Raw genomic sequence first — 24,323 nt, 5'->3', positions numbered from 1 at the left:
TCCGCGTTTTCGATTTGAACGGCCGTTTCCCTCTCTCCAAATCGATTTCAATCCGCGTTTTCGATTTGAACGGCGTCCCCTCCCTCTACAAATCGAAAAAAACACACTCCCCTCTCCCAATAGCAAAAGACCCCGGGTTCCCCCGGGGTCTGCCTTTTATTTATTCATATTGGCTCTGTATTTTTTGTTTTTCCTTGCTGCAAAGAAGATGAAGAATGCAAATCCACCGAATATGAGGAGGCTTGCAATGATATAGCCATTGTTGAAGCCGCTCTCCTCTATGACCGCATAAAGTTCCGTCTCTTCACGGTCGAGCACCACGATGTACTCGCCAGGCGCTGAAGCTCTGATCATATCGCCGATCAGCATGCCGCTCAGCACCTTCCCTTCCCCGACATCACCGAGGTCAAGGTTCACGCCGTTTGTTTCACTCGTATCATTGATGTTCAAAATGAAGTCCACATCGTTCGTATGGTAACGTGTAATATAATGGCCGTCGCCCTGATGCAGTGTCTCAAGATTTCCGGTGAATGCATTTTTGTGGTCGCTGTAGACCCTGTTGATATGTTCCATGTACTCTACAATTTCCTGATCGGTCCACAGATCCATTTGCGGATGGATCTCCGGAATCGTCTCCGCATTGAATGCCACTTCCGTACCGTACAGCATGCTGATCGGGCCGGTATGGCTGTAGAGGTACGTCATCAACTGTTTGACACGTGTACCGGGGAACATGTTCTCTTCCACTGCATGCGAGGTGAACCGTTCACTGAACCAATGATCCGCGAGCAGCATGTGTTCCGATTCAGGCAGTTCCGGCACCTCCCGGTCCACCGTCGCGTATGATTCAGACAGTGCCTGCCGCATCGTTTCACTCGTCATATGGTCAAAGCCGGTTGCCGAGACCTCTTCCGTGGTCCGGAAGCCGTAGGTCTTGACCCCCACGGGCAATATTTCCTCTGCGTCGATCCCATCCTGGGCGATCATCATGGAAAGCCCGTCTATATTGAATTCATCCACGAATTCCCCGATTGTGTCCCGGTAGTCGCCCTGCACAGCCGGATCAGTCAGATCCAGCATATCCAGGTCCTTATCTTCGATATAATCACTGTATATGCTGTTGACATTCAATTCCGCCACGGTGCCCCCGCCGCCGACTGAGACCGCGGGCACATCCACGATGACTTCAAGATTCATTTCGTGCGCCGCTTCGACGAGACTGCTCAACCCTTCTGCACCACCAAGGCCCGGATCGATCGACTCATAGCTTTCGACATCATAACCGAGGTGGTCATCCTCGGCAAAATCGAACACCGGAGAGAGGTGGATGGCTGTGAATCCCATACTGCTGATGTACTCGAGATTATCTTCGATGCCGGTGAAGTCGCCCCCGAAACGCAGGTCGGAATCCTCGTCTTCGGGTACTCCCTCATCAGTTGAAGCATCGGCATTCAGGAAGCGGTCCACCACGATGCTGTAGATCCGCTCCGTATCATTCGGCGTGTGTGCATTCGCCGATATGTATGTAGATGGTGTATAAATTGACGTGCCGAGAAGCAGCACCGACATCACTAATTTAATTATTTTCATTATCTATGCCTGCCTTTAGTTTCATATCATACCCAGTATACTAGATTAGTAATTCTTTCGGTCGGTTTTCATCAAATGTTCATAAATTCGATAAAAAAACTGCAGATCACAGATGATCTGCAGTTTGATTGGTAAATTAGAACATCGCGCTCAATGGACCAAGCGGAAGATAGATGCCCACGCCGATGGTGACGACGATCAAGGCGACCGCTGCAATGGTCATGCCCTTCGGCGCTGAAGTGCTCTTGTTCGCCCTGATGAGGCTCATCTCCATGAGTCCGACTGCGGCGATGCCGAGCAGTACTTTGATGCCGTACATCATATGCCCGTCGGAAGCGCTGATGCCTTCCATATTTTGAACATATACCAGCAAGCCGCTGAATATCAGGAAGATGTAGTCTGCGCGTAAGATCATGTGGGACATCTTCCCGGCATTGTTCGGGCTGTCTTTCATGTAGAATACCAGTGCAATGACATACAAGATCACTGCGATGACGATGGTGGTCAAATGTAAGTGTATCATCTGTTCTTTCCTTTCATGTTCGATCTTGAATAATCCCTGTCAATTATAACATCGATCACTGGATCATTTTAAGGGCTATTTTTCAATATATGTCGTTAATGTGCCGATTCCGTTGATGGAAACACGGATTTCATCTCCAGGCTGCAGGAACTGCGGCGGATTCATGCCGGCGCCGACACCGCTCGGCGTACCGGTTGCGATCACGTCCCCCGGCTGTAATGTGACATATTTGGAAATTTCTGCGATGAGTTCATCCAGTTTCAATACCATATCGCTCGTCGATCCGTCCTGTCTGATCTCCCCGTTCACTTTGGTCACTATGGAAGTCGCTTCAGGATTCGGAAGCTCATCCTTTGTGACGATGAAAGGACCCATCGGTGCCGAGCCCTTCAGGTTTTTGGCAAGGAACGCCTGTGCATGCTCCCTCTGTATCTCACGTGCAGTGATATCATTCAGGATCGTGTATCCGTAAATATAATCAAGGGCCATGCTGGCGTCTATCTTCCATGCTTCCTTGCCGATGACCACGGCGAGTTCACCTTCATAGTCCAGCTCCTTCGTAATATCCTGATGGTTCGGTATCGTCGCTTCGTCACCTTCCAGGCTTGATGCCGCCTTGGTGAATACATACAGGCTTTCCACTTTGTTGTTCATCTCTTTGGCATGTGCCTTATAGTTGCGGCCCAGTGCGATGACGTTATTCGGCGGCGTGACCGGCGACAGGAACTTTATATCATTGAAAGGTGCCTTATATTTATCAGCATCAGAAGATTTCACCGCTTTTTCAACGAGCTTTCTGACGATTTCCTGGAAATCCAGTGTGTGATAAGTTGAGATCCCTTCGAGTAAAGTTTCAGGATAGTTGGCCTCTTCCCCAAAATCTGCAAACAATTTTGGCAGGATCCATGCACTTTCCTCACGTTTCACTTTCACCCCGTAGTACGTATTACCTTTATACTCAAAAGTCAAAAATTTCATGGAATTCTCTCCTTAAATTTGATTTAAATATATTATACCAAACATCATTCCTTAATTCTTTTATTTCCCAATATTCACAACACTCAATTGTTCCAGGGTCTTGATATCATATCGCTCCAAAACCGCGGCGGTGACGATCAGGGCTGCATACACCACAATGACTGTGAAGACGGTGGTCATGATGGAAACCTCCCCGAACAGGCCGAGTCCCGGCCCGTAGAATAAAAGCATCATCACAAAGTTGAATGCAACATAGACGGTGAGGCCTTTCGTCCCCGCGGCTGTGAGAACCGCACGCACCTTTTCCGGAACATGCATGCTGATCAAGAGCAGCCCCATGAAGTACCCGGCACCAAGCAGCGGACCGCCGAAATATGTGGCGAGGCCGGTTGCTGCGAACGAACCGACTGAAAGGATTTCAATCATTTTTATCATGAGCCCGCCGATAGTGAGCGCCGCTGCCACGGCGATCATCATCCCCGTGTGAGTCCTTGTGAGCCCGCGGATATCGGATTGTTGGAGCACCATGCCGAGAAAAATCCACGGCAGTATGGTCAAAGTCCACCTGAAGCCGCTGCCGAGCTGGTAGGTCATGAACACTTCAAGGTTCAAACCGATGATGGCGAAGTAATCAGAGCCGCCGAAGACACTGCTGAAGCGGTTCACCTGCTGGATGCTCGAGTAGATGATGTCACCCGGCGGCCCGGACCCGCCCCACAGAAAGATGAAGCCGTTAAAAACAAGGTGCAGGGCGAATAAGAATCCGAATGATGCCAGTATGATCTTATTATCCAGCTTCATGAAGAGGGCGGCCGCGAGGAGCATGATGATGATGCCCGGCAGCACGTCAAACCCGAAGAAGAACACCGTTGAAACCATTATGAAAAACAGCATGACGATCAGTGTCAGTATGACATTGACCGGGCGGCTTTCCCTGAACGTCATCAGCAGGGCACCGGCGGCGATGGAAATGAGCGGCACCACCGCCCCGCCGATGAAGATGTTCACGAGCTGAAAATTCGTCCGTTCCGAACCGTGGAAGTACTCATAAGGGTTGACCACGTCAATCGGCATCGCATATCTCAGGCCGTTATACAGCCCGATCAGCAATATCGCCGCTCCAATCACAAAATAAATATGTTGTCTGTTGTCAGTCTTCAATTTTTATCGCTCCATACAAAAAGAAATACAGATATACGCTCACCTTTTTGCCCAGTGCTTTTTCTGCAGAGCGGCGGTAAATTTCCATCTGCGTGTGATAACGTTCCGCGAGGTCACTCTCGTCGGCGCCCGGCGGCACCCAGTCCGTCTTATAGTCGATGATCGTGTAGTGCCCGTCTATCTCGAGCAGGCAGTCCATGATCCCCTGGACGATCTGGGATGCGTGCTCTGAATAGCCGATCGCCCGCTGATTCATGATGAAGGGGATCTCGGTGTGGATCTGCTTCTGTTCAGCAAGCAGGCCCATCATCACCGGATCGTTGAAGAACCTCGAAATGTTATCCTTGATCCTGTAAACATGGACGTCAGTGAGAAATGCCTCACGCTCGCGCAGCATTGCAATCAGCCGGTCGATATATTCTTCTGCAGCCCCTGCATCAAGTGCGGAAAACTTCTGCCAGTCGTTCAACAGATGCATCATCACTTCATGCATGACGGTCCCGAAGATCGGGGCTTCGACGCCCTGGTCGATGAAGTCGGGCTGCCTCAGATTGACTTTCCTCGTATGACGGATGATCTTCGCGTCATCGGGATGGGTGCTGTTCTTACGTTTGATTTCAGTGACGGATTCCTTGTGGACCACATCGGTCAGACCCGGGCTGTGGTAGTTGTAGTTGAACTTTGTGTACAGTGACGGCGACCCGCCCACCTTCATATTTTCGAGCATTTCAGGAGAGACGTGATGGACCGGCGCTTCCGTTTCCGGTGATATGACCGCCACTTCGGTGATTTCCAGAAAATCACACCCTTTGCCGTCCAGATATTTCAGCACCGGAAATATCAGCTCCTGTACGCTGTTGATGTTCAGCCTGTGATCTGCGAGCACCATGCCGCCCCTGTACAGATATTTTTCCTTTTGTCCTTTTTTGAAGACGACGGGGATGATCAGCTGCTCCACCGCACGTGTCATCGCCACATAGATCAGGCGCATCTCCTCTGAGATCGTCTCTTTCCTTATATACTCCTGCATGACGGTCGAGTGGATGCTCGGCAGGATCGTATTGTCCGCACTGTTGAAACGCCTGAAACCGATGCCGTAATCTGCATGCACGATGACCCTTGCCTGCAGATCCCTGAAATTCAGGTTCCGGTGGATGCCGGCATAGATCACATATTCGAACTCGAGCCCCTTCGAGGCATGGATGGTCATCACACGCAGGATGTCATCCTCCGGCGAGACTGTATTCTCCTCGCCGAAATCCTGTCCGTCGGCAATCATCCTCGAAATCGTCGTGATGAACTGATAGAGGGAAATATGCGACATCTCCTCGAATTCCATCGCCTTTTCGACGAGGCCGTTCAGATTCGCACGCCTGTTCTGGCCCCCCGGCAGCCCCGAGAAGTACTCCAGTAGATTGAACTGGTAATATATTTCATCGATCAGTTCAGGCACACTCAAATATCTTGCCTGTGTGCGCAGCTCATCGAGCACGATGAAGAATTCCCCGAGCCTGTTCCGGAGCGCGTCATCTTCTGCGTACCCGAGTGCCGCTTCGTAGAAATAAACGGCATCGGACGAGGAACGGATGCGGGCGATTTCCTCCTCGCTGAAATGGAACTGCGGGAGCCGCATGGTGCCGACGAAATGATCATCCTGCAGCGGATTGTCGATGATGGACAATATGCTGAGCAGGGAGCGCACTTCCAGCGTATCGAGGTAACCTGTCCGGTTGTTGACATAGACCGGCAGGTCCGCTTCACTCAGCATCCTCCGGTAATCTTCATTGTCACGTGTATTGCGCGTCAGTATGACGATGTCCTTGTAACGCACACCCTGCCGGACCTTCTCTTTGATGACATCGATGATATGGCTGATTTCGGCATTGCCCCGGAAATCCTCCGCCTCTTCCAGCACGTGCACTTCCTGTCTGACAGGCGGCGCATCCAGGTAATTACCCTGCACCAGCTTCTGGGTCTCATCATATTCGATCTCCCCGACCGTCTCATCCATCACCCGCTCAAAGACGCTGTTGGTCATCTCGAGCACTTCGCCCTTCGACCTGAAGTTATGGTTCAGGTTGATGATCCTGCCGCTGCCGGGTGAGGCGAAGCGGTTCGCCTTTTCGATGAACAGCGACGGATCGGCCTGCCTGAACTTATAGATGGACTGTTTGACGTCGCCCACCATGAAGAGGTTGCCGTCCGCTTCGCCCCCTGATTTTATGAGTGAAATGATCGCTTCCTGCACCCGGTTGATATCCTGGTACTCATCGATCATGATCTCCTTGAACTGGCTGCGGTAGATTCCGGCCACTTCATTGTCGTCGGCATTCAGTATGGCCAGGGCGTAATGTTCATAATCGGAAAAATCCATCTCGTTCCGGAGCTGTTTCTGATGCCTGAATTTCTCAAGCACGTCCATCACGATGTGGATCAGGACATTGTTCATTTCATTCATCGGCGATAGCTCGCGCACCGCATCATCCAAAGTGTATGCCGGCAGCGCAAGCAGTTCTGTATATGATTTCTTCACCTTGTTCTGCATATCCGTGATATGGGCCTTTTCTTCCGGATCGGCGATTTTTTTGAAGAATGCCGTCCGGCCGTCTTTCAGGCTGAATGGCGGCAGTGATACCGCCCTGCCCTGCAGATTGTCCTCCCGTGCGAATTCCACAGCCCTCATGAGGTCCGTCAGTGCATCGAATGCATCACGCTTCTGCGTCTCCTTGATGTCTTCGTGATGCACAGTCAAGTATTCCTGATGAAGGTCATGGAGTGATGCCTCGATTGCAATCAGTTTATGCCTTACCATTTCATTGAATGCTTCCAAAATCCCTTCAAGATGTGCATCATTTTCATACTGGTCGAGCTGACGCCTCAAGTAATCGAGCGGTTCGGGACTCGCGACGGCGGTGAAATACATGCTTTTGATGATATCCCGCAGGCCGCTGTTGCTTTTATCGGAGGCCGTCATGAAAGTCAGATCCGTAAACGCCCCGGTGCTTTCCTTATAATAGTCTTCAAGCACTCTGTCGATGACGCCGTCCAGCCTGATCTGCCCTTCGATATCCGAGAGGGTCCGCATGTCCGGCGATACGCCTATGACATTATAATGCATCCTGATCAGATAAAGGCAGAAACTGTGCAGGGTGGAAATATGCGCTTCATTCAGCTTCAATATTTCATCACTCAGCCGTGGATCGTTCGTTTCCATATATTTTTTTCGCAGCTCTTTTTCGATCTTCTCCTTCATATCCCGGGCGCTCATGTTCGTGAAAGTGGACACGAGCAGTTCATCGACCGAATACCGGCCGTGGACGATATTCCGGATGATCCGCTCCACGAGCACCGTCGTCTTCCCGCTGCCTGCTGCAGCCGAAATCAATATATCGGAGCCGCTGTAGTGGATCGCTTCATATTGTTCATCCGTCCAGTTCACCATCATCGGCCACCCCGCTTTCAAATTGCTCAATCTCTGTATCTTCCATCTTATTCTCCCTCATATCACGTGCATTCATCAGGTAGTCCACCCGGCATGCGAACTTGAAGTCACAGAAGCTGCACGGCAGCACATCATTCACAGCCATAGGATTCACGGCATCCGCCCCGGCATAGATCTCATCCGTGGCCTTCCTGTAAAGTTCAAGCACATACTCCGCATAACGGCTGAAGAGCATCGGACTGAAGTAACGCCCTTTCGTCCTTGCATTGATCTTGCCCTTCGCACTCACCGTGATCGGGTAGAATTCACTGTACGCGGTATAATCTTCAAGGGTCGACAGGAGGCCGGTCAGACCGATTGATGATTCATCCATATATCCATCATAATCGCGATGCTCATTGACGAATGCGCCGTCGGGCTTGAGCTGTTTATTCTGCTCCTTCAAAACTTCCGCCGGGTCCATCTCCTCCTTCAGGGTCAGGACCGGGTCCTTCACCGGGAAGAACAGCATGCTGTTCGGACGCACTTCACCCTCGAACAGGTGCGCCCCCTTCTTCGTCAGCACATACATGTAGGTGATCATCTGCAGCTCAAGGCCGTTCAGTATGCCGGCTCGTGTAATGCGCCTTGTGCTCGATTTGTAATCGAGCAGATTGACGTAGGAGTTTCCACCGCTTTCATACACGTCGATGCGGTCGATCTTGCCCCTCAGTGAGATCTTTCTGCCTGCATTGCTTTCAAGGACCACTTCACCCAGGCTGTCCCATTCTTTGCCGAAGCCCATTTCTACGGCGGCAATCCTGTAATCCCCGAGCTTCTCGATATCCCGCATGAAATAAAGCAGCCGCGTCAGCGCATCTTTCGCCCGGCGCTTCAAAGAAGCATTGTAGAATGATTCATTGAAGATGCCATGCTGGATCGCCGCAGCTTCCTCATCGATGGCCGTCTCGGTCACCGATTCCATGAAGGCATCATCGTGCTGGAATGTATAGCCGAGCTTCTTCGTCACGTTTTCAAGGACATGGTGGTACAGGTTGCCGAGGTCGAGCGGTGCCACTTTGAAGGGCTGCCTGACATTCAGTTTCAGCCCGTAGTTCGCAAAGTGCTGGAACTGGCACCGGTTGAACGACTCGAACCTGGACACACTCGCCATCATCGACTCTCCATAGAGCGCCTCGGCGGTTGCGGCTGTGATCGGAGCGGCACGGTTATCGTCGGTCAGGCTGCTGTTGAGCCGTTTATACATGCCGGTGGTGTCATGTTTTTTGATCATCTGATAGAGCTGGATCCATGTCCGGTATTCGGGATACTCCGCCAGTTCATCAAGCGGTGCACTCCTGATGCCGAGGAGCGCCCTCAGCTTGAGATGCACCAGTGCCTCCATGCTGCGTGCCGATGACACCAGCTTTTCGGGTTCGAACTTTTCATACAGGGACGTGCGCCGGTACACCATGTCCCGCTGGTAGTCATGCTCCGGGATGATCTCTTCGACGAACGGGCTGATCTTTGCTGCCTCGCCGCCCTGCAGTGTATTCGAGAAACTGATGTGGAGGCCTTCCACTGCATGGGTCACGCCATGGTAGAATACGAACCTTTCATCCTGTGCAAGCGTTTTGGCATCCGGGGAGAGGATGATGTCGTGCGCCTGGAACAGTTCCTTCTCCTCTTCCCTGATGATCGCATTGGTGCGTGTCTCCTTCGGCATGACGTTGCGGTTCATGCCGATGATGAAGACGTGTTTTTTATTCTCCACTTTCGCTAGGTCCAGGTTGCCGACGATGACCTGGTCGATCGTCGAGGGCAGCAGGTTGAACTCCGCGTTCAACAGGCCGTCCTTGAATGTTTCATGGAAGATTTCAAATGTGACCGGCTCATCCCTGAAGACGATATAGGCATCATCAAGCATTTTTATGAATTCATTGAAGGCCTGCTCCGTCTCATCGCGTTTGACGATGTCACCCGCCTCTTCGAGGGCACCGGTTTCTGCTTCGATCTTATCGATGATACCCTCTTCATTGATGAAATCGTAGATGATGGAAATGTATTCCGTCACCTTGTCCGCTTCGTCGAACCGGTTGAACAGGTCCGACAGCCGCGAGAGCAAATCATTTTTGAAATTGAGGAGGCCTTCCACTTCCTCACTCACATCGATCTCGGTGATCTCACCCGCCGCATTCCTGACTTTCCTGACCGAGAACAGTTCATCTTTGAACAGGCCGCTGCCCGTCAGTCCCCGCTCAAGGGCGAAGTTTTCAAACTGGAAGATGAAGTCCCTCTCTTCCGGCCGGGTCAGGTATTCCGTCTTCAGGACATCCATCAGTGCGGTGAAATCGAATTTCCGCACATAGCATTCCAGCACTGCAATGATGAACTGGACGAACGGATGGGAGTACATCGGGACCTTGCGGTCCAGATGGTAGGAGATGCCGAACCTGCGGAATATGGATTCGATATGCTGCAGGTAGCCCTGATCCCGGTAGAGTATACCGATATCGCTGTAGTGCACTGCAGGATCTTCGGTCAGCCGTTCGATTTCCCGTGCGACATTCCTCACTTCGTCGATGATGTTGGGCGACTCGGTGATGCGTATGCCCTCGTACAGCGTCATGGGCTTCCCTTTTGAAAAGTATTCTTCAAGCTGTATCAGCCCCATCTTATCCGACCTGCGGAAAGTGTCTTCGAAATGAATGATTTCTACCGCGCTGCCGAGCAGCTCCTGGAAGCGCGTGATGGTGGCATCCGTCTTCCTGAAAAGGGTTTTATTTTCACCTTTATGGGTGAGGAGCACATTGACCGTCTTCACCCTTCCCGCCAGGGCGGCGATCATCCGGAACTCGCTTTCAGTGAAGTTGTGGAAGCCATCGATATAAATCACCGCGTCTTTCAGCGCTTTGATGTCCGGATTCACATCGAGTGCCTTCATGAATGAATTGATGATGTTCAAGTCCTCAATATTAAGGTGCTCGACCTCTTCGAGCCAGTTTTTATAAATGTGGGTCAGATCATACAGTTTGTCCTGGTAACGCTCTTTCTCGGACCGGACGCTCCCGATATCGTCGACGCTCACCTGATATGTCCTGAACTCCTTCAGCATATCGAGCACCTGCTTCGAGAATTTGATGTACTGTCCTGAATCCTGATAGTATTTGAAGCCGTCCTTCATATCATTCATCATTTTATGCAGCAGCATCACCTGGCCGCTCTCACTCAGCGTTTCACGGCTGCCGCCGCCGATTTCGTTGAATACATGCCATATGAACCTCTGAAAACTGAAGACACCGGTCCTCAGGCTGCCGGTGATGCCTTCGTTCGTCTCCCCGGTGATGATGCGTTCATATTGCAGTGTGTTCTGGGTCGGCGTGATGATGTAGATGTTGGGTCCGAGCGGTGCATCCTGGGTCATCGCCTCGATTTCCCTGAACATCTGCTCCGTCTTACCCGTACCGCTGACACCCGTCCAAATGTTGACGCGCATGGTCTCACTCCTCTATAAGTAAATAAAAGACACCCTGGGAGGTGTCTTCATATGATTTAAAAACTGATTGCGATTTCATTCAACGGCCAGAACCTCAGCTGGACTTCGCCGACGATGCTGTCTTCATGGATCAGTCCGAAGTCGCGCCCGTCCCTCGAGACCGGGCGGTTGTCACCGAGGACCAGATAGTGGTCTTCCGGAATCACGTCCCCTTCCACCCCGAGATCACCCAGTGTGAAATTGTCCATGTACGAATCCTCAGTATGTACGACATATTCCTCCTCGATCGCTTCACCGTTGATATAGACCTGCTTATCATCCATTTCAACATTGTCCCCCGGTGCACCGATCACGCGCTTGACATAGGCGGGGCCCATCTCCGAATCGAAGACGATGACATCTTCGTACTCATAATCGGTGAAGTGGTCCATGAACTTATTGACGACGACACGGTCGCCGTGATCCAGGGTGGGCTCCATGCTGAGACCGTCGACTGTATAAGTGACAAAGAAGAAAGCCCTTATCACCATGATTAATACTATGGCAACAGCAATCGCCATCACCCATTCCAAAATTTCCTTCTTCAATGGGATGCACCTCTATTTTTTCAATTTCTTGTTCAAATATCTCTGATACCATTTGGAGAAAAGATATAATACCACCAGCAGCACACTGGAGAAGATCAGACGCAGCGGCGAATTGAAGAACTCCGTGATGTCATAGCCGACCAGGGCCATCGATCCGATCATGATCACTTTGGCTGCGATCAGTATGAACAGGTACACTTTACTCTTCATATTGGACAGCGCCGCAATCACATTCACGACGGAGGTCGGTGTGAAGGGCAGTGCCAGCAGGACGAAGGCGAAGGTGAATCCACGCTCATCCACAAAACGGAGCATCCGTTCAAGCTTTTCTTTGCTGTGTATATACCTTTGGGCGGTGTCCCTGAATAAAAACCTCACAACAAGGAACACCAGGTAGCTTCCCGTCACCGATGCCGTATAACTGATCAGGAATCCAAGGATGAACCCGTAGGAATTGATGTTCAGGATGACGATCGCAAACAACGGCAGTACAGGGACGAAAGATTCCAGTATGACCAGGAAAAAACCTGCGAATATGCCGAATTGCTCAAACCGCTCAAAGATCGACTGTATGCCTTCCTCAGTTGTGAATAATTGAATGATATCCTCCAATAAAATGACCCCGCAAAAAAGATTGAAGGCTATATTTAAAAAATATAGCCTATTCGAATATTACGTTCAATTATATAATTTTTATGTGAGTCTGTCATTCAATTCCTTCTGCAACGCTTCAAATCCCGGTTTTCCGAGCAGAGCGAACATATTTTCCTTATAAGCCTCCACGCCGGGCTGATCAAAGGGGTTCACCCCAAGTAAATACCCGCTCATCGCACAGGACAGTTCAAAAAAGTATACCAGATGGCCGAATGTCCGGGGCGAGAGGTCCGGGACGGTGATCAGGATGTTCGGCACGCCGCCGTCCACATGGGCTAAGACCGTGCCCTCGACCGCCTTCTTATTGACCGCATCGACCGACATGCCGGCCAGGTAGTTCAGACCGTCCAGGTCATCCGCTTCAGATTCGATCACAATATCACTGAGCGGCGTCTCCACAGCCAGGACCGTTTCGAATAAACCCCGGCGGCCGTCCTGGATATACTGGCCGAGGGAATGCAGGTCCGTCGTGAAGTTCGCACTGTGCGGCATGATGCCCTTGCCATCCTTACCCTCACTTTCACCGAACAGCTGCTTCCACCACTCGGAGAAGTATTTCAGGCGCTCATCATAGTTGGCAAAAAGTTCTGTATGATAGCCTTTCCTATATAATATGTTCCTCATCGCAGCATATCTGTATGCTGGATTTCCAGAGGCATCTTTTCCCGAAAGCGCTTCTTTTGCTTCCCCGGCACCTGCCATCACTGCATCGATATCGATGCCGGAAGCGGCCATCGGGAGAAGCCCGACCGCGGTCAGGACCGAATATCTGCCGCCGATGTCGTCGGGCACCGTGAACGTGGCGTACCCTTCCGTATCCGCGAGTTTTTTGAGTGCACCTTTGCTGCGGTCGGTCGTGATGTAGATCCGGTCCGTGGTGTTTTCATACTTCTCTTCCAGAAGCTGCTTGAAAATGCGGAAGGCGATGGCAGGTTCCGTCGTCGTCCCTGATTTACTGATGACGTTTATGGAGAAATCCTTATCTTTAAGGTGGCCTTTCAGTTCATTCATATAATGGGCCGACAGGTGATGCCCGGCGAAAATCACTTCGGTCCCGACATTTTCAAAAGATGGCTTCAGCATTTCAAGCGCCGCTTTCGCACCGAGGTAAGAGCCGCCGATGCCGATGACGACCAGGACATCCGAATGGGCATTGATGGCCGACGATGCTTCCTTGATGCGTTTGAACTCTTCTTCATCATACGTCTCAGGCAGATCCGCCCATCCGAGGAATTCACTGCCTGCACCCGCCTTATCAGCAATGGCCTCATGCACGGAGTCTATATACGGCTTCAGCATTTCCATTTCATGATCGCCTGTAAACTTCCGGGTATGCTCAAAATTCAGCCGGATATAATTCTCATTCATCAAACCATCCCTTTATCAATGTCTTTTGCTTAATTGTAGAAATGTACAGACAGGAAATCAAATGATACATCTTTGTGGCAGGGCGAAGTCATGTCACACACTACCTGCGATAAACACTCATCGGCACGCCCCTCCCTAAACTCCACCCAAATCAAAACCGACCGGCAGGGATATCCATGCCGGCCGGCCGTGAAGTTTATTTTACAGCGCTGCTCTTTTCAGGAATGAGGTTCTTGATGCCCTCCGCCTCACCCTGATGCAGCATTTCGACGATCTTACTGCCGACGATGACGCCATCACAGTGATCGCCGAGCGCTTCGGCCATCTCCCGGTTGGAGACGCCGAACCCTGCGCACACGGGGACATCGGCGATGCCCTTGATTTTCCTGAGCAGCTCATAAGTATCCTCGCCGAAAGATGTGCGGCCGCCGGTCGTCCCTTTGACCGTGACCGCATACAGGAAGCCCTCCGCCCCTTCGCAGAGTTCGCGGATGCGCCCCTCATCACTGGTCAGCGTCACGAGCCTGACGAGCGCGATGTCATTATCACCGAGATGCGTGCTGATCTCGTCCTCTTCCTCGAACGGCACATCCGGGAGGATCACGCCTGAGACTCCGGAGTTGCGGGCATCTTCTGCGAATGCCTGATAGCCGATGTTCAGAACCGGGTTGATGTAGGTCATCAGCACAATCGGCACGTTGATGTCATCTTTTATCTTCTTCAGCTCATCCAGAATCTTCCGGAGCGAAACCCCCGCATCGAGCGCACGGATTCCCGCCTGCTGGATCACCGGGCCGTCAGCGACCGGGTCCGAGAATGGAATGCCGAGTTCGATGATATCCACCCCGGCTGCTTCAAGCGTCTTGATCTGATGCTTCAGACCATCGAGTCCGCCGTCGCCGGCCATGATGTATGAAATGAACGCCTTGTCCCCGCTCTCTTTCAATTTTTCAAAAACTTGATCGATTTGTGCTTTACTCATTTTCTCCACCCCTCAACAGACGTTTGACTTCGCTGACATCCTTGTCCCCGCGCCCCGAAAGGCAGATGACGACGACCTCATCGGAACGTCTACCTTTGGCGGCTTCAATGGCCTCCGCCACGGCATGGGCACTCTCGAGCGCCGGTATGATGCCCTCTTTACGGCTCAGCAGCTCAAAGGCTGCGAGAGCTTCCATATCATTCCGGGAGACATAGTTCACCCGGCCGGTCGTATGGAGGTGGCTGTGTTCCGGTCCGATGCCCGGATAATCCAGCCCTGCAGACACCGAGTACGCCTCTTGGATCTGGCCGGCATCATCCTGCAGCAGATGCATCTTCGCGCCGTGCAGTACACCCACGCGCCCTTTCGAGATGGATGCTGCATACTCATCGGTGTCGAGCCCCTTGCCTGCGGATTCGACGCCTATCAAATCAACGCCCTCATCCTCGATGAATGGATAGAACATGCCCATCGCGTTGCTGCCGCCGCCGATGCATGCAACGACGCTGTCCGGCAGCCGGCCTTCCTTCTCCATGACCTGTTCCCTCGTCTCGCTTCCGATCACACTCTGGAAGTCACGCACGATCTGCGGGAACGGGTGCGGTCCGAGCACGGAACCGAGGATGTAGTGCGTGTCATCCACATTCGCCACCCAGTGGCGAAGCGTGGCGTTGACCGCATCCTTCAAGGTGCCGCGCCCTGCATCGACGCTGACGACTTCAGCCCCGAGCAGTTCCATCCTGAAGACGTTCAGCTCCTGGCGCCTCACATCCTCCTTACCCATGAAGATGATGCACTCCAGGCCGAGGTTGGCACAGATGGTCGCCGTTGCGACGCCATGCTGTCCGGCACCGGTTTCTGCGATGATCTTCTTTTTGCCCATGCGTTTGGCGAGCAGTCCCTGGCCGACCGTGTTGTTGATCTTATGCGCACCGGTATGGTTCAGATCTTCCCGCTTCAGATAAATCTTCGCCCCGCCGATGTGGTCGCTTAAATTCTTCGCATGATAGAGAGGTGTTTCCCGCCCGACGAATTCCGTCAAATATTCATCGAGTTCTTGCAGAAACCCTTCATCCTGGAGGGCTTTATTGTACTCCGCTTCCAGCTCATTCAATGCACCGATCAACGTTTCGGGCACGTACCTGCCCCCGAATCCGCCGTACTTGCCCTTGCTGTCCGGAAATTCATATGATAATACCATTCATGACACCTCTTTGACATTTTTTATGAATCGGCTGACCTTTTCCGGGTCTTTCTTACCGTCCGATTCGACGCCGCTTGAAACATCCACGAGCGCCGGTTTGAATATAGAGATCGCTTCCCCGATATTTTCCGGCTTCAGTCCGCCTGCAAGCGCAAAGCGTGACGGCTCCAGGCCTTCCTGGTCGAATGCTTCCCAGTCGAACTGTGAACCCGAGCCGCCGTAGTATTCCTTCCTCGGACTGTCGATCAGGATGAAATTCGAAGGATATTCAAATTTCTCTGAATTGCCCAACTCCGAATTGCTCGGAAAGGCCTTGATTGCATGATCTTTGAAATCTTCGACGAATGCCGGGGCTTCATCACCGTGGAACTGTATATAGTCGAGCCCCGTCTCCAATGCTTCTTCCGCTTCTTCCCTGGAAGGGTTGACCATCACTCCGACGGTGCCCGCATTCTTCGTATCAAGCTTTTCCAAAATACCTCTCATCTCATCGATCGTGAGCTGCCTTTTGCTCGGTGCAAGGACGAATCCAATGAAGTCCGCCCCGGCATCGATTGCGTACTGCGCATCTTCAATCGTCTGCATGCCGCAAATCTTCACTTTCGTCATATTCCCACCTTCAATTCCCCGATGACCTCCACCGGATGCTTCGCCCGCATCAGCGTTTCGCCGACCAACAGGCACCGGGCTTTCCCACCAGCCATCTTCTGTGCATCCGCGCGGGTCTCCATGCCGCTTTCGGCGATGAATAAAATAGCTTCATCATAATACTTATCAATCAGCTTCACTGTGTTGTCGAGATCCACGAGGAAAGTCTTCAAGTCCCGGTTGTTGATGCCGATGATTTCAGGGTCAAGCTTCAACGCCCGCTTCATCTCCTCTTCATCATGCACCTCCACGATCACTTCCATTCCGAGGTCGCGCGCCGTATTGTGAAAACGTGCGAGCGTCTCATCATCCAGTATCGTCACGATCAAAAGGATGATGTCCGCACCGTGGTTGTATGCATCCACTATCTGCCGTTCATCGATGATGAAGTCCTTGTTCAGTATCGGCACATCCACCACTCCGCGCACATCGGCGAGATCGGTCATGGAGCCTTTGAAGAAGTCGCTTTCGGTCAGCACGCTGATTGCATTCGTGCCGCCTTCCACATACAACAAAGCCTGATCCGCCGGGGTGAAACCTGTGTTGATATCACCCTTTGAAGGGGATGCCCGTTTGATTTCACTGATGATGCCGAGTGTGTCCCCGGCCTCCACCCGCGCTTTGAAAGGTATGGGCTGCCTGTCGGATGCACGTTCCACGACTTCAGGATATTCTTTCAATGTCTCTTTTTTTTCTGCAACGATCTTGTCCAATATGGTCATTTGACACCCTCATTTGTATATTTGATCAATTCCTGCAGCTTGCCGGCTGCATTGCCCGATTCGATGCTCTCTCTCGCCACTTCGATGCCCGCTTTGATCGACTCTGCTTTCTCAGCCGTGAAAATGCCGATTCCCGCATTCAGCAGCACTGTGTCCCTTTGTGCATCGGTCGCTTCATCCTGAAGGACGTCCGTAAGGATTTCCCTGTTCACATGTCCATCCCCGCCCCTCAGTTCCGTCATCTCATAAGCAGGCAGGCCGACATCCTCCGGTTTCAGTATATGGGTCGTGACTTTGCCGTCCCTCAGAATTGCAATCCTGTTTTCGCCTGAAAGGTTCGCTTCATCCATTGCATGTGCGCCGTTGACGACGACGGCACGTTTCCTGCCGAGTGACTTCAGCACATGTGCCATGGTCTCCACCTGATCCCGCTTATAAATGCCGAGGTACTGGTAATCCAAGTCCACCGGGTTGATGAGCGGCCCGATCATGTTGAAGATCGTCGGTACTTTCAGGTCATTCCTGACTTTCATGATCTGTTTGATCTTTGGATGGACGAACGGGGCGAATAAAAATGCGATCCCCGCATCATCAAGCTGAGCGGCCACTTTTCCCGGGAAATAATCCAGTTTCAGCCCGAGTGCGGATAAAACATCGGAACTGCCTGTCAGGCTCGTGATGCTCTTATTGCCGTGCTTTGCGATTTTGACGCCCGCTCCTGCGATGACGAATGCTGAAGTCGTTGATATGTTGAAACTGTTCGAGCCGTCACCGCCGGTGCCGCAATTGTCGATGACTCCCGGAACATGGCGGGGAAGTTTCGATGCATGATCTTTCAGCACCGTGACCAGGGCGGTGATTTCATCGATCGTTTCACCCTTCTCCTTCAGCGCCATCAGCAGTGACGCGACTTCGCCGTCAGAGGCACTGCCGTTCAAAACAGCATCGAACGCATCATACATTTCATCGAAAGTGAGATCTTCCCTGCGTGATAATTTTAGAATATATGGATAAACCGAAATCGTCGCTTCAGTGATTTGTAAAGCTGAGTGTGTCATGATAAAACCCCTCCAAATGATTATTGTTTGAATGCAAAAAGTCCCCCACCGGTCGTTTGACCAATGGAGGACGGATTACCGCGGTGCCACCTCAGTTAAGCATTTGCTTCTCTCAATGCCTGTAACGCAGACAATGCGTGATATTTTACGATCAGGCCCATTCCACCAATACAGCCGGTTGCCCTCTCACCACCGGGCAGCTCTCTGTCTCAAACCATACTGGTATACTTACTCTGATCAATATCTGATATTCAATTTAAAAAAGGCTCCCCGAATCCTATACATAAAAGGACGGGGAGCCGTGGTGCCACCTTAATTGACTGCTTGACGCAGTCCACTTTATATACAGCATGACGAATCATGCCGAAAGCCCTGATAACGCTGGTTAGACGCCAATACATTAAGGTATTGGTTCATGTTGAAAGTCCATTCACAAAATTGCTGTCCCGGTTTGCACCGACCACCGGTTCTCTGTAACGAGCAAGACTGCTACTCTTCTTTCAAAATCGATTATTTTTACTGTTGAGATTCATCTTAAAACAAATATCTGATAATTGCAAGTATAAAATTGATTTTTATGCCCAGTTGCGGTATCTGACTGCTTCAGCCGTCTTCCTGATGCCCACCACATAAGCAGCGAGGCGCATATCCACCTGTCTGACTTCATGGAACTCATAGATGTCATCAAAGGACTTGCTCATCTTGTCTTCAAGCAGTTCATGTATCTCGTCTTCTTCCCAGTAATAGCCGGTCTTGTTCTGCACCCACTCGAAGTAGGATACCGTCACACCGCCCGCTGATGCCAGCACATCCGGTACGATCAGCTTGCCGCGTTCAGTCAGCATTGCCGTAGCCTCTTCCGTCGTCGGGCCATTTGCCGCCTCCACGATGATATCGGCCTTGATGTTCTCTGCATTATCCACTGTGATCTGGTTTGCTATCGCTGCAGGGATGAGGATATCGCAGTCGACCTCCAGCAATTCATCGTTCGTGAGCACTTGCAAATCCAATTCTTCAGCGATGTTGCCCTTATCCTTATTTTCGATGACATAGTCGATGTCGATGCCTTTTTCATCATAAAGCGCACGTGTCGACCTTGAGATGCCGACGATCTTGGCACCTTCATCATAAAGTATTTTTGATATGAAGCTGCCTGCGTTTCCGAAGCCCTGTACGGCCACACGGGCATCTTCAATCTTGATGCCCCTTTTTTCCAGTCCTTTTTTGACACAGATGACGGCACCCATTGCAGTGGCGGTATTCCTGCCTTTTGAACCGCCGAGCGACAATGGCTTCCCTGTGATGAACTCCAGCGGGTTGTCATTATGCTTCATGCTGTATTCATCAAGCATCCAGGACATCACCTGCGCATTCGTGTACACATCCGGCGCGGGAATATCTTTGAGCGGACCGACAAACTGCGAGATCGCCCTGATGTAACCGCGGGCGATGCCCTCGATTTCCCTTTGGCTCAATTCTTTAGGATTGCAGACCACGCCGCCTTTACCGCCGCCGTACGGCAGATTCACGATACCCGCTTTTATGGTCATCCACATGGAAAGCGCGATCACTTCATCACGGTCGACATCCGGATGGAACCTGATGCCGCCCTTTGTCGGGCCCGCAGCATCATTATGCTGGGCACGGTAGCCTGTGAAGACTTTTACAGAACCGTCATCCATCCGCACCGGAATACGTACGGTCAGCACCCTTGACGGTTCTTTGATCAAATCGTACATGCCTTCATCATATCCGAGCATGTCCAACGCTTTATGTAATACTGTCTGTGTTGATTTTATAAGGTTTGAAGTTTCAGCCATTAAAGAAGTCCCCCTGGTTATAATTGTGAATAAACATACATATTAAAATATAACTCTACTATAAACCGGCTTCTTTTTCAATGCATTTATTATATTTTTCTAATAATTGGAATAATAAAAAGCCGGGGGCTCCGACCCCCGGCTTCCGTAATGATTATGCCCAGCCTCTGTACCTTGCAGCTTCAGCCGTGCGTTTGAGTCCGACGATATATGCAGCAAGGCGCATATCGATCTGGCGCTTCTCATGCAATTCATAAATCGTGTCGAATGACTTTTTAAGTTTGATTTCGAGTTTTTGCTGGACTTCATCTTCATCCCAGTAATAGCCCTGGTTGTTCTGTACCCATTCGAAGTATGACACGGTCACGCCTCCGGCAGATGCCAGAACATCCGGCACTATCAGTTTTCCTGCCCCGTGAAGGATTTTTGTCGCTTCCGACGTCGTCGGCCCGTTTGCAGCTTCACAGATGATATCCGCTTTGACGTTGAGTGCGTTATCTTCAGTGATCTGGTTTGCAATCGCTGCAGGAATAAGTACATCGCAATCGAGTTCAAGCAGTTCTTCATTCGTGAGTACATCATCAAACAAATTCGTCACCATGCCGAAGCTGTCACGGCGGTCCAGCAGATAATCGATATCCAGGCCTTCCGGATCGTGCAGCGCCCCGTTGGCATCTGAAATGCCCACGATTTTTGCCCCGTAATCATACAGTATCTTCGAGAGGAAGCTGCCTGCATTACCGAAGCCCTGAATCGCGATCTTCACGTCTTCAAAAGTCTTGCCGCGTTTTTCAAGTGCATAGCCGAGGCAAAGCACGACGCCCATGGCCGTGGCGCGGTCGCGGCCCTGGGAGCCGCCGAGCACGATCGGTTTACCGGTGATGAATCCGGGTGAATTGAAAGCATCAAGCATACTGTACTCATCCATCATCCATGCCATGATCTGAGAGTTCGTGAATACGTCAGGTGCCGGAATATCCTTGGCAGGCCCGACAAACTGTGAAATCGCACGTACATATCCGCGTGACAGCCGTTCGACCTCTTCTATGCTCATTTCACGAGGGTCGCAGATGATGCCGCCTTTACCGCCGCCATACGGCAGATCCACGATGCCCGCCTTCAAAGTCATCCACATTGACAGAGCGACGACTTCCTCTTCGGTGACATTCGGGTGGAACCTGACGCCGCCTTTGGTCGGCCCGACCGCGTCATTGTGTTGGGCGCGGAATCCCGTGAACACTTTCACCGAACCGTCGTCCATGCGCACAGGTATGCGCACCCTCAAGACTCTCAACGGTTCCTTGATCAAATCATACATGCCTTCATCAAAGCCTAATTTCTCCAGTGCCTCGCCGATGATGGCCTGTGTGGAAGTAACTAAATTCGTATTCTCTGACATTAATTATTCGCCTCTTTTATGAAACTGTTTTCAGTATTATTGTAACACACAAAGCACTTTTTAAAAGTCTATCCGGCCAATACAGCCTTAACTTTTTCGAGTGCAGTATCCAAATCTTTCTGCTCGATGATCAGGGGCGGTGCGAAACGGATGACCGTCTCATGCGTCTCTTTGCACAGGATGCCCTCCTCCTTCAAAGCTTCACAATAGGGACGTGCCGATTCAGTCAGTTCAAGTCCGATGAACAACCCGCGTCCGCGGACATCTTTGATTTTGTCATTATCGATCTTAAGCAGTTCCGCTTTGAAATACTCGCCCAGTTCATGGGATTTTTCAATCAGGTTCTCATCGATCATAACATCCAGCGCCGCTTCCGATACCGCACAAGCAAGAGGGTTCCCTCCGAATGTGGAGCCGTGTGATCCGGCGTTGAATACGCCCAGCACTTCACTGTCGGAAAGTACGCATGAAATCGGGAATACCCCGCCGCCGAGTGCTTTCCCGAGTATATACATATCCGGCACCACATCATCCCAGTCCGTTGCAAAGAGCTTGCCTGAACGGCCGAGGCCCGACTGTATCTCATCGGCGATGAACAATACATTATGCTCATCACATACTTCCCTCACCTGTTTGAGGAAACCTTCCGGAGGTATGTTGATGCCGGCTTCACCCTGGATCGGCTCAAGGATCACCGCAGCCGTGTTTTCAGTGATCGCTTCTTTGATCTGACCGATGTCGCCGAAGTCCACAAGTTTGAACCCTTCGACGAGCGGACCGTATCCGCGTCTGTTATCCGGCTCCGATGACATGGATACAGGCACCAGTGTGCGTCCGTGGAAGCTCTGGTTCATCGCAATGATTTCCGCTTTGTCATCTTCGACGCCTTTGACGTCGTATGCCCAGCGGCGTGCCGCTTTGACTGCCGTTTCCACAGCTTCGGCACCTGTGTTCATAGGCAGTGCCATTTCTTTGTTTGCAAGCTTGCAGATCTTTTCATACCATGGTCCGAGCCTGTCCGAGTGGAAAGCCCTTGAAGTCAGGGTGACTCTGTCCGCCTGATCTTTAAGTGCCTGTATGATTCTAGGGTGTCTGTGCCCCTGGTTGACCGCAGAGTATGCACTGAGCATATCTATATATTCATTGCCTTCGGGATCCTTCACCCATATACCTTCGGCTTCGGATATGACGATCGGAAGCGGGTTGTAGTTTGGTGCACCATACTTGTTCGTAACTTCAATGATTTCGTTTGATTTTGACAATAGACTCATCCCTTCATTTTAAGGCGCAACAGGTGCTGTGCCCTGCTGCCCTTCATTGTATACTTGAAAAACTGTCATGGATCGCCGCCGGACTTTCCCGGCGGGCGGTTCCATCCAAAACTCATATGTTTGAAGTGCCTTTGAAATGCCTCCCTGAAAACAAAACTCCTACCCACTATAATGACAATTCCAGGCGCCTTTTTCAAGTTTAAATATTCAGTCAGAAGGTGCTGTGCTGCTTTTGGTCCATCTTCATCCATCACCGGATGCCTCCCCCCTGATGATCAGCCCCCGTCACACGTGCAATCCATCACATCATATGGAAATCAGATGTGTCATATATGAGATGATCCATCCAAAAAAAATCTACAGCCTGTGCTGTAGATTTTTGATATTAAGATCACTTTCACTTATCCTGCATCCGCATTTTAGCTTCCTGTATCCATTGCGGCATCTTTTGTCGAAGGGACTCGAATCCATATTCCTCTGAAGCTCTGATTTGTTCTATGATAGAACGCTTATCCTTCTTCTTTTCTTCGTTCTTGAAGTATTCGTTCTCTTTCAATGTCAGATTCAATTTTCCGTCCGGGCCGACGCTGATGACTTTCGCTTTGACGACCTGGCCCTTCGATAAATACTGGCTGACATTATGAACGTAATCATTCATCACTTCGGATATATGAATGAGTCCTTCTTGATTATCAGGGGTTCTGACAAAAGCACCGTAAGGCTGGATACCAGTAACTTTCACTTTCACAAACTGGTTTTTGCGGTATTTTTTTGTCACATTCATTACCCCGCTAACATAAGCTCTATCCACTTGTCATTTTACCATATCAGATATATATAATCTAATGGAAAAGGATTTTGTTTTAATATCCGCTCCCGGTGCACGCGCACAGCCCGTTTTACAAATCCGTGCGCTTGATGCCTGCGGCCACATGAAAGAACACCCCGGGGGGCCCGGGGTGTTCCGTTCAGCTTTTGTAAATATCTATGATATGGTGAGCGTTTTCTACCATGGGATGAATATCTTTCAGCGGAACCCGCACCGAGAAAGCAAATTCAAATATACTCTGCACTCCGAGGGCCGCATCCTCTTTGGACGGATGATCATACAATATAGCGATGATATCGTATATTTCAGCATCGTAATCCATATCCTCATCCTCTTTCATAGGATTCCAGTTCTCGATCACTCTGTATAACTCGACATTACCTTCCGGATTCATTCGTTTCCTCTTGTTCCAGCTTCCTCATCACTTCTTCTTCAAAGTGCTTCATCTTTTCTTCCTGGTCTCTGGAATAAGCTTTGATGATCCTGTACACAGCATATGCGACCAGAAAGCAGATCAGCATGGCTATGGCTGCAGGAATATATTCAATCGGATCATCCGGGAAATATAGGAAATCCATCATTTTACATCACTCACCTTTTCCAAGCCATTAT

At 50.9% G+C, this 24,323-nt stretch carries 21 protein-coding genes and 1 other annotated feature; all 21 genes read right to left on the bottom strand.

The window, feature by feature from the left end; all coding sequences use genetic code 11:
- Nucleotides 1-156 precede the first annotated feature (156 nt).
- The 21 genes from BUA12_RS07345 to BUA12_RS07245 all read right to left on the bottom strand — a co-directional run bounded on the left by BUA12_RS07345 (nucleotide 157) and on the right by BUA12_RS07245 (nucleotide 24,292).
- A complete protein-coding gene (locus tag BUA12_RS07345) occupies nucleotides 157-1,590 on the bottom strand; it encodes an alpha-amylase family glycosyl hydrolase (protein ID WP_143146107.1) in 1,434 nt (477 codons plus the stop codon).
- A 136-nt stretch (nucleotides 1,591-1,726) separates the two neighbouring features.
- On the bottom strand, nucleotides 1,727-2,113 hold the full coding sequence (locus tag BUA12_RS07340) for a DUF1516 family protein (RefSeq protein ID WP_072709878.1): 387 nt from the start codon (nucleotides 2,111-2,113) through the stop codon (nucleotides 1,727-1,729).
- A 75-nt stretch (nucleotides 2,114-2,188) separates the two neighbouring features.
- Nucleotides 2,189-3,091, bottom strand: a complete 903-nt coding sequence (locus BUA12_RS07335) for a fumarylacetoacetate hydrolase family protein (RefSeq protein WP_072709876.1) — start codon at nucleotides 3,089-3,091, stop codon at nucleotides 2,189-2,191.
- A gap of 60 nt (nucleotides 3,092-3,151) precedes the next feature.
- Nucleotides 3,152-4,252, bottom strand: coding sequence for a DUF418 domain-containing protein (locus tag BUA12_RS07330; RefSeq protein WP_072709874.1), 1,101 nt, complete (start codon nucleotides 4,250-4,252; stop codon nucleotides 3,152-3,154).
- Nucleotides 4,242-7,697: a helicase-exonuclease AddAB subunit AddA gene (gene addA, locus BUA12_RS07325; RefSeq protein WP_245772771.1), complete on the bottom strand. Its 3,456-nt coding sequence runs from the start codon at nucleotides 7,695-7,697 to the stop codon at nucleotides 4,242-4,244. Before addA ends, BUA12_RS07330 begins: the two co-directional genes overlap by 11 nt.
- On the bottom strand, nucleotides 7,675-11,169 hold the full coding sequence (locus BUA12_RS07320; protein WP_072709870.1) for a PD-(D/E)XK nuclease family protein: 3,495 nt from the start codon (nucleotides 11,167-11,169) through the stop codon (nucleotides 7,675-7,677). Before BUA12_RS07320 ends, addA begins: the two co-directional genes overlap by 23 nt.
- A gap of 56 nt (nucleotides 11,170-11,225) precedes the next feature.
- A complete protein-coding gene (lepB, locus tag BUA12_RS07315) occupies nucleotides 11,226-11,756 on the bottom strand; it encodes a signal peptidase I (protein ID WP_072709868.1) in 531 nt (176 codons plus the stop codon).
- A 12-nt stretch (nucleotides 11,757-11,768) separates the two neighbouring features.
- Nucleotides 11,769-12,368, bottom strand: a complete 600-nt coding sequence (locus tag BUA12_RS07310) for a TVP38/TMEM64 family protein (RefSeq protein WP_084670006.1) — start codon at nucleotides 12,366-12,368, stop codon at nucleotides 11,769-11,771.
- Between the two features lie 81 nt (nucleotides 12,369-12,449).
- Complete coding sequence (locus BUA12_RS07305) at nucleotides 12,450-13,778, bottom strand: glucose-6-phosphate isomerase (protein ID WP_072709866.1); 1,329 nt, start codon at nucleotides 13,776-13,778, stop codon at nucleotides 12,450-12,452.
- 196 nt (nucleotides 13,779-13,974) lie between these two features.
- A complete protein-coding gene (trpA, locus tag BUA12_RS07300) occupies nucleotides 13,975-14,760 on the bottom strand; it encodes a tryptophan synthase subunit alpha (protein ID WP_072709864.1) in 786 nt (261 codons plus the stop codon).
- Nucleotides 14,753-15,961: a tryptophan synthase subunit beta gene (gene trpB, locus BUA12_RS07295; protein ID WP_072709862.1), complete on the bottom strand. Its 1,209-nt coding sequence runs from the start codon at nucleotides 15,959-15,961 to the stop codon at nucleotides 14,753-14,755. Before trpB ends, trpA begins: the two co-directional genes overlap by 8 nt.
- Nucleotides 15,962-16,573, bottom strand: a complete 612-nt coding sequence (locus tag BUA12_RS07290; protein ID WP_072709860.1) for a phosphoribosylanthranilate isomerase — start codon at nucleotides 16,571-16,573, stop codon at nucleotides 15,962-15,964.
- Nucleotides 16,570-17,334, bottom strand: a complete 765-nt coding sequence (trpC, locus tag BUA12_RS07285; protein ID WP_072709858.1) for an indole-3-glycerol phosphate synthase TrpC — start codon at nucleotides 17,332-17,334, stop codon at nucleotides 16,570-16,572. Before trpC ends, BUA12_RS07290 begins: the two co-directional genes overlap by 4 nt.
- Nucleotides 17,331-18,392 (bottom strand): anthranilate phosphoribosyltransferase, encoded by a 1,062-nt coding sequence (gene trpD / locus BUA12_RS07280; protein WP_072709856.1) that lies wholly within the window; start codon nucleotides 18,390-18,392, stop codon nucleotides 17,331-17,333. Before trpD ends, trpC begins: the two co-directional genes overlap by 4 nt.
- Nucleotides 18,393-18,676: 284 nt before the next feature.
- Nucleotides 18,677-18,907 (bottom strand) — a binding site (T-box leader).
- Nucleotides 18,908-18,967: 60 nt separating this feature from the next.
- Nucleotides 18,968-20,212 carry a Glu/Leu/Phe/Val family dehydrogenase gene (locus BUA12_RS07275; RefSeq protein ID WP_072709854.1) on the bottom strand — a complete coding sequence of 415 codons (1,245 nt, stop codon included), beginning with the start codon at nucleotides 20,210-20,212 and terminating at the stop codon, nucleotides 18,968-18,970.
- A 154-nt stretch (nucleotides 20,213-20,366) separates the two neighbouring features.
- Complete coding sequence (locus BUA12_RS07270) at nucleotides 20,367-21,611, bottom strand: Glu/Leu/Phe/Val family dehydrogenase (protein ID WP_072709852.1); 1,245 nt, start codon at nucleotides 21,609-21,611, stop codon at nucleotides 20,367-20,369.
- A 68-nt stretch (nucleotides 21,612-21,679) separates the two neighbouring features.
- Nucleotides 21,680-22,873 (bottom strand): ornithine--oxo-acid transaminase, encoded by a 1,194-nt coding sequence (locus BUA12_RS07265; protein WP_072709850.1) that lies wholly within the window; start codon nucleotides 22,871-22,873, stop codon nucleotides 21,680-21,682.
- Nucleotides 22,874-22,947: 74 nt separating this feature from the next.
- Nucleotides 22,948-23,136 (bottom strand): hypothetical protein, encoded by a 189-nt coding sequence (locus BUA12_RS07260; protein ID WP_143146106.1) that lies wholly within the window; start codon nucleotides 23,134-23,136, stop codon nucleotides 22,948-22,950.
- A 143-nt stretch (nucleotides 23,137-23,279) separates the two neighbouring features.
- Entirely contained in the window at nucleotides 23,280-23,660 is a 381-nt protein-coding gene (gene ygs / locus BUA12_RS07255; protein ID WP_084670012.1) for a S1 domain-containing post-transcriptional regulator Ygs, read from the bottom strand.
- Between the two features lie 190 nt (nucleotides 23,661-23,850).
- Nucleotides 23,851-24,105, bottom strand: a complete 255-nt coding sequence (locus BUA12_RS07250; RefSeq protein WP_072709844.1) for a DUF1871 family protein — start codon at nucleotides 24,103-24,105, stop codon at nucleotides 23,851-23,853.
- A complete protein-coding gene (locus BUA12_RS07245) occupies nucleotides 24,089-24,292 on the bottom strand; it encodes a hypothetical protein (RefSeq protein ID WP_072709842.1) in 204 nt (67 codons plus the stop codon). Before BUA12_RS07245 ends, BUA12_RS07250 begins: the two co-directional genes overlap by 17 nt.
- Between the last annotated feature and the right edge of the window lie 31 nt (nucleotides 24,293-24,323).

Origin of the sequence: Lacicoccus alkaliphilus DSM 16010, assembly GCF_900142805.1 — a bacterium.
Taxonomy (GTDB): Bacteria; Bacillota; Bacilli; order Staphylococcales; family Salinicoccaceae; genus Lacicoccus; species Lacicoccus alkaliphilus.
This window is presented reverse-complemented; position numbering and strand designations above follow the sequence as displayed.